Source organism: Chitinophaga arvensicola (assembly GCF_900110835.1).
GTDB lineage: Bacteria > Bacteroidota > Bacteroidia > Chitinophagales > Chitinophagaceae > Chitinophaga > Chitinophaga arvensicola.
Map to the genome: position 1 here is coordinate 1,871,760 of NZ_FOJG01000001.1, position 17,134 is coordinate 1,888,893.

General features: G+C 45.4%; 9 protein-coding genes. 5 read left to right on the forward strand and 4 right to left on the reverse strand.

Annotated elements, in window-relative coordinates; genetic code table 11:
- Positions 1-24: 24 nt before the first annotated feature.
- Positions 25-3,309, reverse strand: coding sequence for a T9SS-dependent choice-of-anchor J family protein (locus BMW79_RS08035; protein WP_089892920.1), 3,285 nt, complete (start codon positions 3,307-3,309; stop codon positions 25-27).
- 300 nt (positions 3,310-3,609) lie between these two features.
- Between BMW79_RS08035 and htpG the strand changes: the two genes are divergently transcribed.
- Together htpG and BMW79_RS08045 are read left to right on the forward strand one after the other, a co-directional pair.
- Positions 3,610-5,439, forward strand: a complete 1,830-nt coding sequence (gene htpG / locus BMW79_RS08040; RefSeq protein WP_089892922.1) for a molecular chaperone HtpG — start codon at positions 3,610-3,612, stop codon at positions 5,437-5,439.
- A gap of 156 nt (positions 5,440-5,595) precedes the next feature.
- Positions 5,596-6,402: a carboxylesterase family protein gene (locus BMW79_RS08045; RefSeq protein WP_089892925.1), complete on the forward strand. Its 807-nt coding sequence runs from the start codon at positions 5,596-5,598 to the stop codon at positions 6,400-6,402.
- 49 nt (positions 6,403-6,451) lie between these two features.
- Here the strand turns inward: BMW79_RS08045 and recJ are convergent, their stop codons facing one another.
- Positions 6,452-8,161, reverse strand: a complete 1,710-nt coding sequence (gene recJ, locus BMW79_RS08050) for a single-stranded-DNA-specific exonuclease RecJ (RefSeq protein ID WP_089892927.1) — start codon at positions 8,159-8,161, stop codon at positions 6,452-6,454.
- Positions 8,162-8,224: 63 nt separating this feature from the next.
- On the reverse strand, positions 8,225-9,190 hold the full coding sequence (locus BMW79_RS08055; RefSeq protein WP_089892930.1) for a polyprenyl synthetase family protein: 966 nt from the start codon (positions 9,188-9,190) through the stop codon (positions 8,225-8,227).
- Between the two features lie 314 nt (positions 9,191-9,504).
- Between BMW79_RS08055 and BMW79_RS08060 the strand changes: the two genes are divergently transcribed.
- The 3 genes from BMW79_RS08060 to BMW79_RS08070 all read left to right on the forward strand — a co-directional run bounded on the left by BMW79_RS08060 (position 9,505) and on the right by BMW79_RS08070 (position 15,104).
- Positions 9,505-11,055: an OmpA family protein gene (locus BMW79_RS08060; RefSeq protein ID WP_089892932.1), complete on the forward strand. Its 1,551-nt coding sequence runs from the start codon at positions 9,505-9,507 to the stop codon at positions 11,053-11,055.
- Between the two features lie 154 nt (positions 11,056-11,209).
- Positions 11,210-13,162, forward strand: coding sequence for a KUP/HAK/KT family potassium transporter (locus BMW79_RS08065; RefSeq protein WP_089892934.1), 1,953 nt, complete (start codon positions 11,210-11,212; stop codon positions 13,160-13,162).
- A 184-nt stretch (positions 13,163-13,346) separates the two neighbouring features.
- Positions 13,347-15,104: a DUF4091 domain-containing protein gene (locus BMW79_RS08070; RefSeq protein ID WP_177192079.1), complete on the forward strand. Its 1,758-nt coding sequence runs from the start codon at positions 13,347-13,349 to the stop codon at positions 15,102-15,104.
- 85 nt (positions 15,105-15,189) lie between these two features.
- On the opposite strand, the gene ftsZ is transcribed toward BMW79_RS08070, so the two are convergent.
- Positions 15,190-17,028, reverse strand: a complete 1,839-nt coding sequence (gene ftsZ, locus BMW79_RS08075) for a cell division protein FtsZ (protein WP_089892941.1) — start codon at positions 17,026-17,028, stop codon at positions 15,190-15,192.
- Positions 17,029-17,134 lie beyond the last annotated feature (106 nt).

Sequence of the window (17,134 nt, forward strand, 5' to 3'; positions counted from 1 at the left end):
TTTGCATGGTTTTATCAAAAAAGATCAGTGGTTAACGAGAATCTTACTCACCTGCACCTGACTACCCGACTGTACCCTCAGGAAATATATACCCGACGGTAACTGATCAATATCTATTGTTCGGTAATTCCGGCCTTTCTGTAAAGTAGTTCTGCCCTGGTAGCGTATACGCCCCTGCACATCCATCAACTCCACATTCGCGTCCCCACTCCGTGGCCAGTCCAGCCAATACTGCAACTGACGGCCAAATATACACCATAAAAGCTTTAACCAAAGATCTTTATCCGTCACAAATACCATCTTAACCGGGCTGTACCTCACACTGCCATCTAGCCCCATTATTTTCAGCCGGTAGGCCGAAAATCCCAGCCACGGTTTTTCATCGTAAGAGAGGTAATCCGCCGGCAACACAGCACTGCCCCGGGCAGACAAGGTGTCTACCGGTTCGTAAGACTGGAAGTTCCTGGAACGCTCCACCACAAAGCTCCGGCTGTTAATCTCATAAGGCATATGCCAGCTTACCTGTACCTTGCTGCCATCCGGTCTTGCATCAAAGCTTTCCAGCGGCAGCGGATTCGCCAGAATGTGCAGGTTATACCGGCTTAATACCGGGTAGTGATCTGTGGTAGTGCTGCCATAACTGTTTACCAGCTTTTCCACCTGTGTCTGTATCCGCGCAGATGCCGGTAAATAGGCCACCCCGATCTCATCTGAACCAATCACATTATCGATCACAGATGGATAGCTGATCGTGGAACGCTGGCCTGATAGACTCAATGGCAGCGTTAACGGCCGGTAATGTACGCTGTCATTCATGAAGTCGATATAAGAAGTCGTGGTATCCGGCAACAGTTCCGTGGTAATGGTTTTGGACAGATCGTCATTAAAATCTCCCAACATAATAATATTACTGTACGGATACTGCTTGTCCAGCGTATCTTTCAGCTCTTTCAATCCATCTTTGCGCCGGTTCCAGGAAGCAATTTTTTCCGGCTTCGTACCGGTATTGGCTTTGGCGTGCAGCAACACAAACTGGATACGCGCGGAATCATTGCCCAGCTTCGCGGTTGCCTCCATTCCATAAGGGAAACGGCCGGATGACCAGTTATAATAAGCTGTGCTGCTACCTCCCTGTCTTAATATACCGTAAGACCGGATCTGCCTGATGACGGCTGTTTTATAGACAAATGCCAGTTTCTGTGCCGACACATAATCTACGTCGGTTACGCTATCTGCGTAGGAGCCAAAGTCTGAGAGCACATAGCTATAACCCGGTAGCTGGTTCACCACAGCCCGGAAACGGGCAGTATCCACTACTTCGGCCAATGCAAAAATGTCTGCATCCAGTTTTTTGAGTATGGTCGTTACATTCGCCTGCTGCAAACTGTCGTTCGCCGGGTTCTGCACCGGGCTGCCGAACCATTCTATATTCCAGTTCACCACTTTTAAGGACCGGAGAGAAGTGCCACTGAGTGCGATGCTACGGCCACTGAAGCCGCTGGCACTGAAGGTCAGGTTGCCGCTGTAAGACTGATCGGCTGCAGCCGGCACAAATTTTACATACACGTCCAATGGTCCGCTACTTAATGCAGTGGTTGAAAAAGTGATACTACTGCTATAGTTGCTGTTGTCTTGTGATACCTTGAAACCTGCGGGGGCACTGATTTTCAGATCTCCCGTAAAATCATTGGCCCAGAAATGCACACTTTGTGCGGTGGATGTTTGTCCTGCTTTAACATAGTCAAAATCCAATGCGGCAGGATCGCTGCTCAGGCTGGGGGCGGGTGCGGCTGTGGTATCCGTGAGCCTGAAATCATCAATGGTCCAGCGGGAAGCCTGTACATCAGGCCCCGAAGTATACACAAAGGCAATATATACGTTGGCCTGTTTCCATGCCGCCAGGTTGATATTGGAAGAGAGATTCCAGGCATCGCTGCCGGTTGCGGGAAAACGTCCATTCAGCGCTGTCCACGTGGCATTGCGGGGATCGCCGGTACCGCTGTAATTGGTAGAAACACGCAAACTGAGTGAAGGACCGGCAAAGGCAGTCCGGCTGCTGAATTGCAACACTGGAAATTGCAAACCTGTCAGGTCGAATACCGGCGAAATCAGCCAGTCTTCATTCTCCACCGGGCCACCGGAATAGCCGTTGATCTGCACGCCATTCGTGTTTTGCTGGCCGAAGTTGGTACAGCCCCAAAGTTGGGCGCCGCTCACGCTATATTGTGTAAAACCGCCGCTTAGCTGATTACTGCCTACCGGCGTGCAGTCGTTGAAGTTATAGTTCAATTCCTGGTTACCCGTAGCGAAATGCCATTGTGTACTATCGGCAATACCTGCAAATACATTATCTGACAGGTCCCTGACGGCGCCGCTGTCCAGCGTGATATAGTATTGACGGTGAGGTTGCAGGACCAGCTGTAGCGTCAGCGTATTATTACTGATACGGACTTGGTTTCCTGTCACGGAAAAGCTGTCTGTAACACCGGTACTGCTGTTGTGCAGCCTGATATACCCGTTGCCTGCCTGTATATTTTCTGAGAAAATAATTTCGGGAGATGTGACAGGCGATATGGCTGTTGATGCGTTGGCCGGTGTCAGGAGTTGCACTAAAGGTGGAGTGGTATCCCGGCCGCTGCCGGCTGCGGTGATATTGTCGATCGCAAACCCTGGCCGGGAGCCGCCTCCGCTGATCTGCCGGTTTACCCACCGTAATTGTACCACTGGCTGATTGTTACAGGCGGGAGGCAATATAATAGCAGTATTTACAGGATGTTGCGGAATCGTAACGCCTGTGCCGGTTTGCTGGATCGTATCATTCTGATAAGCTGTTTCAACGATACTGGTAAAACTACCGGTATTGCCTACACGATATTGTAGTACAACTTCATTGATTCTTGTATTGGAAGTTCCATCGTAAGGATTCCTGATGGTCATGGCATCATAGCTGAATTGTATATTCTGTTGACCGCTGGTGTTTACAGAAAGTACCAGTGCATTGTCTGCGCTGCCACTGTTCAGAAAGCCCGGTTTCCCATTGTAATTATACACGCCATTTGCAGTGGAAGAGGCACTGCCATTGGCTGTCAGTGGCTTGTCTGCAGAAGGCGCTGCTGTATTGAAGTTGCCGGAAGGCGCTCCGCTCAGCAGCCATCCCTGCCATCCTTCCGGATAGGTAACTGCTGTTGCAGGTAAAGCATCGAAGTGTTGTGAATAAGGCAAGGTTTGTGCCGCCGGATTCGTTTGTGCCCGTACGTTACTACAAACAAAAAGCCCAATAAATAATAAAGAGAATAGAGGTTTTTCCATAGTATGTTTTTAAAATTGGGGGTTTCAGATTTCGGTATAATAAATCTACTGAATAAACGGAGATACAGCGTCTTTTTAATATGACTATTTTGTTAATTTGAAAGTGTATTTCAAAAGGCCTTCTTCTTAGAATATCTGTTCTGCGGATAATTTTTAACGCTGACAATAAAAAAGGCGCGTATATTCACTTCCCACAGTGTTAATATTTTATATTTTCTTAATCTGTGCTTGTCATCTTGTCAGCTATAACCCTGCTGGCATACACTTTGAAAAAGTTTACTAAAAAAAATCAGATAACCAATGCAAAAAGGTGCCATACGTGTTCAAACGGAGAACATTTTCCCGATTATTAAAAAATTCCTGTATTCAGACCATGAAATTTTTATCCGCGAGCTGGTAAGTAATGCCGTGGATGCGACTCAGAAATTGAAAACGTTAGCCAGTGTAGGAGAGTTTAAAGGCGAGCTGGGCGACATTGCTATCGACGTTAGAGTAGACAAGGAAAAGAAAACCATCACGATTGCAGATCATGGTATAGGTATGACTGCAGAAGAGGTGGATAAATATATTAACCAGGTGGCGTTTTCAGGTGCGGAAGAATTCCTGAAAAAATATAAAGGCCAGGAAAACGGTACCAACATTATCGGACATTTTGGTCTTGGTTTTTATTCTTCCTTTATGGTCAGCAGCAAAGTGGAAATTTTTTCAAAATCATGGAAGGAAGAAGCACCGGCCGTTCGCTGGGAATGTGATGGCAGCCCTGAATATGAACTGGAAGAAGTAACCAAAGCAGACAGAGGTACTGAAATCGTAATGCACATCAACGAGGAAAGCGAAGAATTCCTGGAAGATGGCCGTATCCGCAGCATCCTGGAAAAATTCTGTAAGTTCCTCCCGGTTCCAGTAACTTTTGAAGGCACACAGATTAATAACACCAATCCTGCCTGGACAAAGAAGCCAAGTGAACTGACTACGGAAGATTATCAGAATTTTTATAAGGAATTATATCCTTACGCAGAAGCGCCGTTGTTCTGGATTCACCTGAATGTAGACTATCCTTTCAATCTCACCGGTATCCTGTATTTTCCAAAGATCAACAAGAGTTATGAGATGCAGAAAGATAAGATCAATCTGTACTCCAACCAGGTATACGTAACCGATGAGGTAAAAGATATCGTTCCGGAATTCCTGATGTTGCTGCATGGCGTGATCGATAGCCCGGATATCCCGCTGAACGTAAGTCGCAGCTACCTGCAGGGTGATCCGAATGTGAAGAAAATCAATGCGCATATCACTAAGAAAGTAGCGGATAAACTGGATGAAATATTCCGTAATGATCGTGCTTCTTTTGAAGATAAATGGGATTCTATCGGGCTGTTCGTGAAATACGGTATGATGACCGACGATAAGTTCCTGGAGAAAGCCAATAAATTCCTGTTACTGGAAGATGTGGAAGGTGGTAAATTCTACACCCAGGAAGAGTACCGCACAGAAGCTGCTGCCCTGCAAACCAATAAGGATGGCAAACTGGTGGTATTATATGCTACGAATCCGATACAGCAGGACAGCTACGTACAGGCTGCAAAGAACAAAGGATTCAAAGTGGTGAAGATGGAAACCATGGTGGATGCTGCGTTTATCAATAACATGGAAATGAAATGGGACAACGTTTCCTTCACCCGTGTGGATGCTGATATCGCAGATAACCTGATTGATGTGGAAGAGAATACTACTACCGTATTATCGCAGGAGCAGGAAGGCACATTGAAGGAACTGTTTGGCGCGCAGGTGACCCAGCCCAATATCAAAGTAGATATGAAAGGACTCAGTGCAGAAGCACAGCCGGTAATTGTAACGCGTCCGGAGTTAATGCGTCGTATGAAAGATATGGCAGCTATGGGCGGCGGTGGAATGAACTGGTACGCGAATATGCCTGATGAAATAAATATGACCATCAATGCCAATCATCCGGTGTATACACAAATTCTGAAAGAAGGAGATAACGCATTGCAACAGAAGCAGATAAAGAATCTGGCGGACTTAGCATTGTTGTCCCAGAATCTCTTGACTGGCGCGGATCTCACCGCATTTGTGAACAGAAGTGTTGAACTGATGGGAGAAAAGAAATAAGTGACACTGCACAATAAAAAAAAGTTGGTATTTCTCCTTTTTAGTTTTTATTTGCAGCCGTTCCCGATGACCTGAAATAAAAATCTTTAGAGGAAAAATATTGTAAAACCTGTCCCCCGGCTGAATGCCGGGGGACTTTTAGTTTGTAGTAGTTATATGAAAAAAAGAGCAATTAAAATTTTAAGCCATGTCTTCGTGTTGAGCGCGCTCGCACTTTTTTCCTGTTCAAAAACGGAAACCTCCTTACCGGTGGAAGTCAAGCCACCTGTAAAAGACACACCTGTAGTGGTGCCACCGCCGCCACCGAAAGATACCGTGAAGTCGCAGACACCGGGTATTACAGCTGTTAAGCTGGACAATCAGTCGGGCACCATCAAGAATTATCAGTTGTTTATTCCGGCGGATTATAACAACAAAAAGGACACTAAATGGCCGGTGGTGTTTTTTCTGCATGGAGTAGGGGAACGGGGTACAGACATCAACCAGGTAAAGAACGTAGGTATCATGAAAGTGGCCTCCGGCAAGCCTTTTTTGATTATCGCGCCGCAGTGTCCATCTGATGAATGGTGGAACCTGAAATCATTGGAGATACTGTATAAAGAAGTGATGGCCAAATACAACGTGGATGTAAACCGGGTATATCTTACCGGTCTGAGCATGGGTGGTTTTGGTGTATGGGACTGGAGCGCTGCCTATCCTGAAAAATTTGCCGCAACGATTCCCATCTGTGGTGGCGGTAATGCCAGCTATGCTACCAAGCTGAAAGACATGCCTATCTGGGATTTCCATTGTGCAGACGATCCAACTGTAAATGTGAGCAATTCCCGTGATATGGTAAAAGCGTTAAAAGCAGTAGGCAGCAAAATTCTGTATACAGAGTACCCAACAGGCGGACACGATGCCTGGACGCGGACTTATGCAAATGCGGAAGTATACACCTGGTTGTTACAGCAGCATAAATAAACTTATAAAAAGGCATATGTTTCCGTGGGAAGCATATGCCTTTTTAAAATCAGTTATTGCCGGATCGGATATCAATTACTTTGAGTTGCAGGGAAGTTTGTCCGTTCCATTCGTTTTCATCCAGGGTAAACACCATATCGAACGGTTTTTTGCCAGCCATTAACGGAAATTTTTCCGCCATGTAGAATCCGATTCCGGACATAGTGGGGCCATATCTTCCCTGTTTAACAGAGAATTTGATATGTTCATCTTTTACAATCTTTGAATAGCCGTTATCTACAAGATTTCTGGCCAGGAAAACCGGGCGCAGATTTTCAGGACCCAGTGGTTCAAATTGCCGGAGGATATTATAGAATGCGGGGTTGATATCAGAAAAATAAATTTCTGAATCGATTACTATTTCGGGTACCAGCTGATCCGGGTGGATTGTTCTGGCTACCACTTCCTCAAAGCGTTCCTGGAAGGCTTTGACATTCTCCGTTTTCAGGGTCATCCCTGCTGCGTAAAAATGACCTCCATAATTTTCCAGGAGATCCTTACACTGGTGAATGGCCTCGTATACGTTGAATCCCATTACAGAACGGGCAGATCCGGCTACCTTATCATTCGATTGGGTGAGAATAATAGTGGGACGGTAATAATATTTATCTATGAGCCGGGATGCCACAATACCCACCACACCTTTGTGCCAGTGTGCCTGGTAAAGTACGGTAGATTTTCTGCTGGCGATATCCACGTCATTTTGCAGGAGAAGAATAGCTTCCTGTGTGATGGTGCTGTCAATTTCTTTTCTGTCGAAGTTGTCGGCATGCAGTACTGCAGCGATGGCAGCGGCTTTTTCCACGTCGTTTTCGATAAAAAGGTTCACTGCTTTCCTGGCGTCATCCATTCTGCCGGCGGCATTGACTCTCGGAGCAATCACAAATACGAGGTTGGCGATGGTGAGTTTTTCCTTCAGGGCGCTGAGAGTGATCAGTGCTTTGATACCGGGAAGTGGTTCTTCATTTACTTTGATGAGACCGTGGAAGGCCAGTATCCTGTTTTCGCCGGTCATCGGAACAATATCTGCTGCAATGCTGGTGGCTACCAGGTCTAGGTATTTATTGGCCTCAGACTGTGGCAATCCTCTTTTTTGGGCGAAGGCACAGATCAGTTTATAGCCGATCCCGCATCCGCTGAGTTCTTTATAAGGATAGGGGCAGTCGTGTTGTTTAGGATTGAGTATGGCCACTGCCGGCGGTAATATGGCATCTGGTAAATGGTGATCACAGATGATAAAGTCGATGCCCCATTCTTTGGCGGTGGTAATGTGTTCGATTGATTTAATGCCGCAGTCCAGTGCAATGATCAGGCTGAAGTCGTTATCCCGTGCATATTCAATGCCTTGCATGGAAATACCGTATCCTTCCCGGTAGCGGTGTGGGATATAGAATTCAATATTGGTATAAAGTTTCTGTAGAAAAGCATACACGGTTGCCACAGCGGTGGTGCCATCTACGTCATAATCTCCGTAAATCAGTATTTTTTCATGCTGGAAGAATGCCAGTTCAATCCTGGATATGGCTTTATCCATATCCTTCATTTTCCAGGGATCGTGGAGATCTTCCAGCGTGGGGCGAAAAAATTGCCGGGCAGCCTCATAGTTGGTTACATTGCGTTGTACCAGTAACCGGCATAGCAAAGGGTGTATGCGTAATGATGACTGTAGTAACTGTTCCTGATTTGGTTGATATGCCTTTACTGTCCAGCGTTTTTGCATTATTATATTTTAAAGGCTTAAGCTTTTCGCTTCTTCCGCATATTACATTATTTTTTATTCTTACTAAAATGTTCTGTCAGTTGTAAATCTTACCAGGGATTCCAGGCCGTTTCTGACAGCGTTTTCAGGGAATTTATTTAAGATGGCAAGGGCTTCGTCGCGGTATTCGAACATTTTTTGCCGGGTATAATCAATGCCGCCGGATGCTTTTACCAGCCGGATGACTTCTTCCACGCGATCTTTTTCGGTATTGTGATTTTTTACGATATTAATAATCTTTCTTCTGGTTTCGGTATTGGCATGTTCCAGGGTATAGATGAGCGGGAGGGTCATTTTTTTCTCCCGGATATCGATACCGGTTGGTTTGCCGATCTTGGCGGAGCCATAATCGAACAGATCATCTTTTATCTGGAAGGCAATACCCACTTTTTCTCCGAAAAGACGCATCTGTTCTGTGGTGTGATCATCATTACTGCTGCTCCATGCGCCGGCAGCGCAGGCTGAGGCCAGCAGGGAAGCGGTTTTACGGCGTATAATTTCGAAGTAGATATCTTCCTTGATGTTCAGTTTACGGGTTTTTTCGATCTGCAGCAGTTCTCCTTCACTCATTTCCTTTACCGCTTCCGATAATATCTGCAAAGTTCGGAAGTCGTTGTTGTTGAGGGACAGCAGTAGTCCTTTCGACAGCAGATAATCGCCTACCAGTACGGCTATTTTGTTTTTCCAGAGTGCATTGATGGAAAATAATCCCCTGCGTTCATTGGCGTCATCCACCACATCGTCGTGCACCAGGGTGGCAGTGTGCAATAATTCCACCAGTGCAGCAGCCCGGTAGGTGCTTTCCTGAATATTGTCACTGAAAAGTTTTGCGGATAATAAAACAAACATGGGCCTGATCTGCTTCCCTTTACGCTTTACAATGTAATGCATGATCCGGTCCAGCAATGGCACATGACTTTTTACTGAATCTGCGAATTTACTTTCAAAATCCTGTAATTCTTTACCTATCAGGTGTTTAATATCGTCCATGTATTAAATAAAAAAGGATTGCTAAGCTAGCTTTTATAAATCACATTTTAACATTTTGGCCTTTTATTTGTATATGGAGTATAACATTCCTTTAACACGATTGAAGGAATCCTTTAACACGAGGTATGCATATCTTTAACTTAACTGGATTTAAGGTATATAAATACTTTCATTTAAGCTCTAATTTTGAAGGACTTATCAATGAAAATAATATTGCAAGAAAAATTTGTATATTCATTTATGATATTTACCTTTGCTAGGTAAAAAACGGGTTATTAGTAAATTTTTAACAGTTTTTAATAAAAAAAACAATTATGGCAAGCAAAAAGTACTTATTACTGGCAGGCGCTGTGGGTTTACTATCAGCATCTACTAGTTTTGCACAGGTTCAACCAACCGGCTACGATGCTCTGGATAGCTCCAAAGTGTCTAGCAAGCGTATGGTACAACAAAATAACTTCACGAACCACCAATCAAATTTCCCGGCGAAACCGAGAGATATGTGGGAACTGGGTTTTAGTGGTGGTTTACACCTGATCAGCGGAACCGTTCCTCCTCAACCAGGTTTTGGTGGTGGTATCTCCCTGAGAAAAGCACTGGGTCACACCTTCTCCCTGAGAGCTGAGTACATCGGTTCCATCGATAAAGGTCAGGATTACAGACTGCGTCCTAACAGTCCTGCAGGTGGTATCAATCCATGGGCAAAAACAGCTGCTTTAAACGGTGGTATGATTGTTCCTAACTACAAATCTCAGAACCATCAGCTGTCTTTGGACGTGATCGCTTCCCTGAGCAATATCCTGTTCTACAGAGCTGAACCTAAAGTTAACTGGTACTTACTGGCTGGTTACTCTATCGTAATGGCTGATGTTGACGTGGATGCATTGGATGCAAATGGCAATGGTTACAACTATTCCAGCATTAACTTTGGTGCAAAACGTAGCGATATCAGAAAACAACTGAACGATCTGAGAGATAAGAAGTATGAATCAAATGCTCCTTCTCAGGGTAACAGGGTTACTATCGGTCGTAACGATGACAACCAATTACTCCGTCACGCACTGGATCTCGGTACTGGTGTAGCGTTTAAAGTTTCTAAGCGTTTCAACATCGGTATTGAAGAAAAAATCACCATGCCTTTTGATGCTTACCTGGATGGTTATTCTAACCCAGGTGGTTCTACAAAAGATTTCTACTCTTACACCAGCCTTCGCCTGAACTTCAACCTGGGTAACCCAGCTAAACGCGTACAGCCATTATGGTGGATCAACCCACTGGAATATGCTTACAGCGAGCTGAGCAACCCACGTCACATGAAGATCCCAGCTCCGGTTCTGCCTGATGCTGACGGTGATGGTGTAACTGACCAATTCGATCGTGAACCTAACACCCCAGCAGGTGCACCAGTTGATTCTCACGGTGTAGCTAAAGATACTGATGGTGATGGCGTTCCTGATTACAAAGACAAACAACTGATCACTCCTACTTACTGCCAGCCAGTTGATGCTGATGGTGTTGGTAAATGCCCAGATCCAGAATGCTGCAAAAACGGTCCTGCCGTAACTTGCTCTAACCTGGTTCTGCCTAGCGTTTCTTTCAAAGGAAGCACTACCAAAGTTGGTAAAGATCAGGAAGCTATCCTGGCTTCTGTTGCAGCTACCCTGAAATCTAACCCATCTTGCAACGTCCTGGTAACAGGTCACGCAGGTGCTAAAGGTAAAAAAGGTGGTGTTGATCTGAGCAGCCGTCGTGTTGATGCAGTTATCGACTACCTGGCTGACAAACAAGGAATCGACCGTGGTCGTTTCATCAAACAAAACACTCCTGGTGAGTCCGGCACTGTTGATTTAGCTCCAGCTAACTAATCAGTATCACTCATTAAGATGATAACTAAAAAGTCCTCTCCCGTTCATTCGGGGGAGGATTTTTTTATGTAGCAAACACTCCCTTATGAATAATTGTTGGAGTGTCAATATTTACCCCTAATTTTGGAGGCTTTTTTAATAAACTTATTATTACGTGGGAATTAACATTAACAGGGTATCCCTGGCAGGCCTGGTAGTAGCACTCGGTATTATCTATGGCGACATCGGAACATCTCCACTCTATGTTTTCAAAGCCATCGTAGGAGGGAACCCCATCAGCGATCTGCTGGTGATCGGAGGTATTTCCTGTATCATCTGGACACTTACCCTCCAAACCACCGTTAAATATGTTATCCTGACCCTACGGGCAGATAATAAAGGAGAAGGAGGTATCTTTTCACTCTATGCCCTCGTCAGACGTCACGCCAGATGGACCGTTATATTCGGTATGATCGGCGGCGCCGCCCTCCTCGCAGATGGTATTATTACCCCTCCTATCACTGTTACCTCCGCGATCGAAGGTCTCCGGACACTGGAAGTCTTTAAAGACCTGGGCCAGATGACCATCGTAAAAATTGTACTCACCATTATCACAGGCCTCTTTGTTATGCAACAGTTCGGTACCGTTTCTATCGGCCGGATGTTCGGGCCTATCATGGTCCTGTGGTTCTCCATGCTCGGCATTCTCGGTATTTCACATATTGCGGATGATTTGAGCATTTTCAAAGCATTCAGCCCGCACTACGCCATTGAACTGTTAACAACTTATCCCAAAGGATTCCTGATACTCGGCGCCGTATTTCTCTGTACTACGGGAGCAGAAGCCCTATATTCTGACCTCGGTCACTGCGGTAAGGGTAACATCAGGGTATCCTGGGTATTCGTTAAAACCTGCCTTATTTTGAACTACCTGGGACAAGGCGCCTGGTTACTGACCCAGAAAGGTCAGATCCTGCCGAAAGACCAGAATCCGTTCTTTACCATTATGCCGGAATGGTTTATCATTTTCGGTGTATTGATAGCAACCCTGGCCTCTGTTATCGCCAGCCAGGCACTCATATCCGGATCTTTCACGTTGATCGCGGAAGCAATGCGCCTGAATCTCTGGCCTAAAATGCGGGTAAATTACCCTACAGAAATGAGAGGTCAGCTGTATATTCCCGGCATCAACACCATGCTGTTTGTAGGCTGCGTGTCTATTGTACTTATTTTCCAGGAATCGTCGAATATGGAAGCCGCCTATGGCCTGTCCATCACTATCTGTATGCTCATGACCTCCTGCCTCTTTGCCTTCTACCTATATACAAAACGGGTATGGGTCGGGTGGATCCTCTTATACCTGATTGTTTACTTTACGATAGAATTCTCCTTCCTCTTCGCCAATGTGGTGAAATTTATGCACGGTGGGTATGTAACAGTTATTGTTGCAGGTGCCCTCTTCCTGGTGATGATTGTATGGTTTAAATCACGTAAGATTAAGAACCGGTATGTGGAATTCGTACGACTGGAAGATTATCTTCCTATCATTCAGGAACTAAGCAACGATACTTCCATTCCGAAGTATGCTACGCACCTGGTATATATGAGCAGTGCAGATAATCCTAAGGAGATAGAACATAAAATTATCTACTCTATTCTTAATAAGAAGCCCAAACGCGCCGATATCTATTGGTTTGTGCACGTAGATGTAGTGGATGAGCCTTATCTGAGTGAATACTCCGTACAAACCATTATTCCCAATGAAGTGATCCGCGTGGAATTCCGGCTCGGTTTCAAAGTGGAGCAGCGTATTAACCTCATGTTCAGAATGGTGGTGGAAGATATGGTACGTAACAAGGAAGTAAATATTACCAGCCGTTATGAGTCATTGAGTAAGAACAATGTAGTGGGAGACTTCCAGTTTATAGTGATGGAGAAATTCCTGTCGCATGATAACGATCTGCCTTTGTATGAGAGAATGGTGATGAAGATGTATTTCTTCCTGAAAAAGATCAGTTTGTCGGAAGAAAGAGGCTTTGGTCTGGACTCCAGTTATGTGACCATCGAGAAATATCCGCTGGTGGTAGCACCGGTAACCAATCTGCAGCTCAAGCGGATTGTACATTAAATAAATACTTTCAGATAAGAGAGCCGGATCTTTATAGGATCCGGCTCTTTCGTTTTGTGTTCAACTGGTCATTGGTTTCCGTTCACCCTGTAAAAAGGAAAAATCCCACTTTTTTTATAGATATTGAGGTTTCCGGAAGACGGAGATGCCGTTATTCCGATATCTGAAAACGCTAAATTTTAGTATGGTGAACAAATTTTTTGGCGTGCTGGTAATGCTGGCACTGCAACAAAACGTATGGGCGCAAGTATCTCCTGCCGCAGCTTACAGGGACCTGCCCGATCCCAAACCCGTTAATAAAGCTTCCTGGGACGCTGTTAATGACACCCGGCTTCACGTAGCATTCGGTACTGCAGATACCCGTTATGAAAAAAGAAATGCACCTGATAAGAATGGATTAACGCCTACCTGGACTGCGAAAGCCTGGAAAGGGGAAAAAATCCATACCCAACTGGTGATCTGGTCCAACGCCCCACAGCCGGCATTGAGTATTCAGTCTTCTTCCTTAAAGGATAAGAAGGGAAATACTATCGCTGCTAATGCTGTGAGTACCGGTTTTGTGAGATATGTGCTGACCGATGGTCTCAATAAAGACGGTGGTGGCTGCGGATACCGTAACCCGAAAGATTTCGATTCTTCTCTGGTAGCTGATGGTATTGATATCATCAATCAGAGCAGCATGGCTGCCCGCTCTACACAGCCGGTATGGCTGAGCATCCAGGTACCGGCGGGTACACCTGCAGGTGCGTACAAAGGTGCTATCAACGTAAAATCCGGCGCTACAGTAGTAAATATGCCCTATGAAATTACAGTGCTGGATCATACATTGCCTGCCGCGAAAGACTGGCAGTTCCACCTGGATCTGTGGCAAAGCCCGGATGCCATTGCGCACATGTATGGTGTGAAAAAATGGAGTGATGCACACTTCAAAGCCATGAAGCCTTACATGAAAATGTTGGCGGATGCAGGGCAGAAAGTGATCACCGCCACCATTATTTATGATCCGTGGAACAGCCAGACAGAAGATGTTTACGGCACCATGGTAAAATGGACAAAAAAGAAAAATGGTAGCTGGAATTATGATTACAGCATCTTTGATAAATGGGTGCAATTCATGATGGATCAAGGAATCCGTAAAGAGATCAATTGCTACAGCATGATCCCCTGGAACCTGAAATTTTACTACTATGATGAAGCGGCGGCAAAAGATACCTTTATCGTGGCAAAGCCAGGCTCACCGGAATATTCCGCGCACTGGCAGCCTATGCTGAATGACTTTGTAAAGCATCTGAAAGCAAAGGGATGGTTTGGTATTACTGCCATCGCTATGGATGAACGCCCGATGGAAGATATGCTGCAGGCCATGAAAGTGATCCGTACTGCCGACAAGGATTTTAAATTATCACTGGCAGGTAGCTATCATGCACCACTGGCCAATGAAATACATGATTATTGTATTGCGCTGAGAGAATCGTTTCCTGCTGATGTAATGAAAGCCCGGTTGGCCAAAGGTTTACCGACTACTTTTTACACCTGCTGTACAGAAGGATTCCCTAATACATTTACTTTTTCTCCACCTGCAGAAGCTGCCTTTATGGGCTGGCATGCTGCGCTGAAAGGGTACAACGGTTACTTGCGCTGGGCATATAATTGCTGGGTAAGTGATCCGCTGCACGACTCCCGTTTCCGTACGTGGTCGGCAGGCGACACCTATTTCGTATATCCGGGGCCGAGATCTTCCATCCGTTATGAAAGACTGATAGAAGGTATCCAGGATTACGAGAAGATAAGAATACTGCGGGAATCATTCACAAAAAGTAATCAGACCGATAAGCTGAATAAGCTGGATAATCTGTTACAACCTTTTGAAGAAGCAACGCTGAAAACTACACCGGCAGCGGAAATACTGAAAGTGGCCAAAGTGGGATTAAATGAATTTTAACCTGTTGTAAAAAGCAAAAAAAAGTCCTCCGGAGAACCGGAGGACTTTTTTTTTAACACAACTAAAAAACAATCAAATGTGTTCATCAATCGGGCTTTTTCCCATCTAAAAAGGTATTGATTGTATTAATTTCTGTATGATTATTAGGTCCCTGATCACCACTCACCGTGTAATTGGAGTAGAAGTGTTCAGCAGATCCGGCACCATTGTCCAGGTTTACATTTCTACGCAGGTAAGCAGGTACGTTTTCCAGTTCCGCGTTATTGTCCATGTTTTTCACATTGAAACTGATGCTGCGTAATTTGGCTACTCTTTCTGCCTGTTTGCGTTTTTGTTCTTCCAGGTCTTCATAAGCCTGCTGCATAGGCACTTCCGGAGGAGCTGGTGGTACGTTTACCGCATCATCTTCCTCTTTATATACCATTTTCATTTCCGGAGCAGGCGTGCTGCCTGGTTCTACGTAAATGTGTGCAGGTCTGTTTAAGTAACTGCCGCCGGCATTACCGGTTTGTGGTTGTATAATATTTACACCCGGCTGCTGCGTGTGAGCAGGAGGCACCTGCTGAACAGGCTGCATCTGCTGTTGTTGCATTTGCTGCATCTGTTGTTGCTGGGCCTGTTGGGCTTGTTGCATCTGTTGTTGAATCTGCTGCGGGTCAGGCTGTTGTGGCTGTGCAGGTGGTACCTGCTGGATATTCAGCACATAGTTCTGACGTGCAGGAGCAATAGGCGCCTGTTGTTGCGGTTGTGGCGGTGTGTATGCCATTACCGGCTCAGGATGTGTAATTACCGGTTCCATCAGGCGTGGCGCCATCAGGTCTTGTGGTTCCTGGAACAACGTGCCCTGTGCCTGTTGTATGCTCATTTTTTTTTCATCACCATCTTTCCCTAACTGCATTACAATTTTGGGTTCTACACGCTCTGTGTTGGAGGGTGTGATTTTTTGCTGTGTGATGGGTTTTTGTTCAAAACCGGTGGCAATGATAGTAACGCCCAGTTGTCTGTCGAGTGTCTGGTCGTAGCCCACACCGAGGATCACATCGCAATCCTCGCCGGCCTGGCTTTGTACATATGCCTGGATGATATCCATTTCATCGAGGGTGTGTTCGAATTCACCTTCGGAAGAAGAGATATTGATAAGGATCCATTTAGCACCGCGAATATCGTTGTCGTTCAGCAATGGAGAAGTCAGTGCATCTTCAATGGCTCTCTGTGCACGGTTATCGCCTTCTGCCAGTGCAGCACCGAGGATAGCCACGCCACCGTTACGCATAACGGTGCAAACGTCGGCGAAATCCACGTTGATCTGACCGGTAGAGTTAATAACATCGGTAATACATTTGGCGGCGGTAGCCAGTACGTTATCTGCTTTTTCAAAGGCAGCTTTGAATTTCAGATCACCGAATTTCTGACGTAATTTATCGTTGGAGATGATCAGCAGGGTATCTACATACTCTTTCAGGCGGGAAACGCCTTCATCTGCCTGCAACATTCTCTTTTTTCCTTCATAAGAAAACGGGGTGGTAACAATACCTACGGTCAGAATACCCAGTTCCTTGCATATCTTGGCGATAATAGGGGCGCCACCGGTTCCGGTACCACCGCCCATACCGGCAGTTATGAAGGCCATTTTGGTATTTACCTCCAGTATTTTTTTGATTTCTTCAAAGGATTCTTCTGTCGCCTGTTTACCGATTTCAGGATTCGCACCGGCTCCGAGTCCCTGCGTGAGATGGGGACCCAGCTGTATTTTATTGGGAACGGGACTGTTAGCAATAGCTTGTGCATCGGTATTGCAAATAATGAAATTTACCCCGTCAATGCGCTGGCTATACATATGATTCACCGCATTACTCCCACCACCACCTATGCCGATGACCTTGATGATAGAAGATTTTTCCTTAGGAAGATCAAAATGTATCATGACTCTATACTTTTATGGGTTAGTACGAATAATTAATAATGAACTATTAAGAATTAAGTGCGTGTATGCTTGTATGTTATTACTATGGTTCATTTGTCCTGTCATT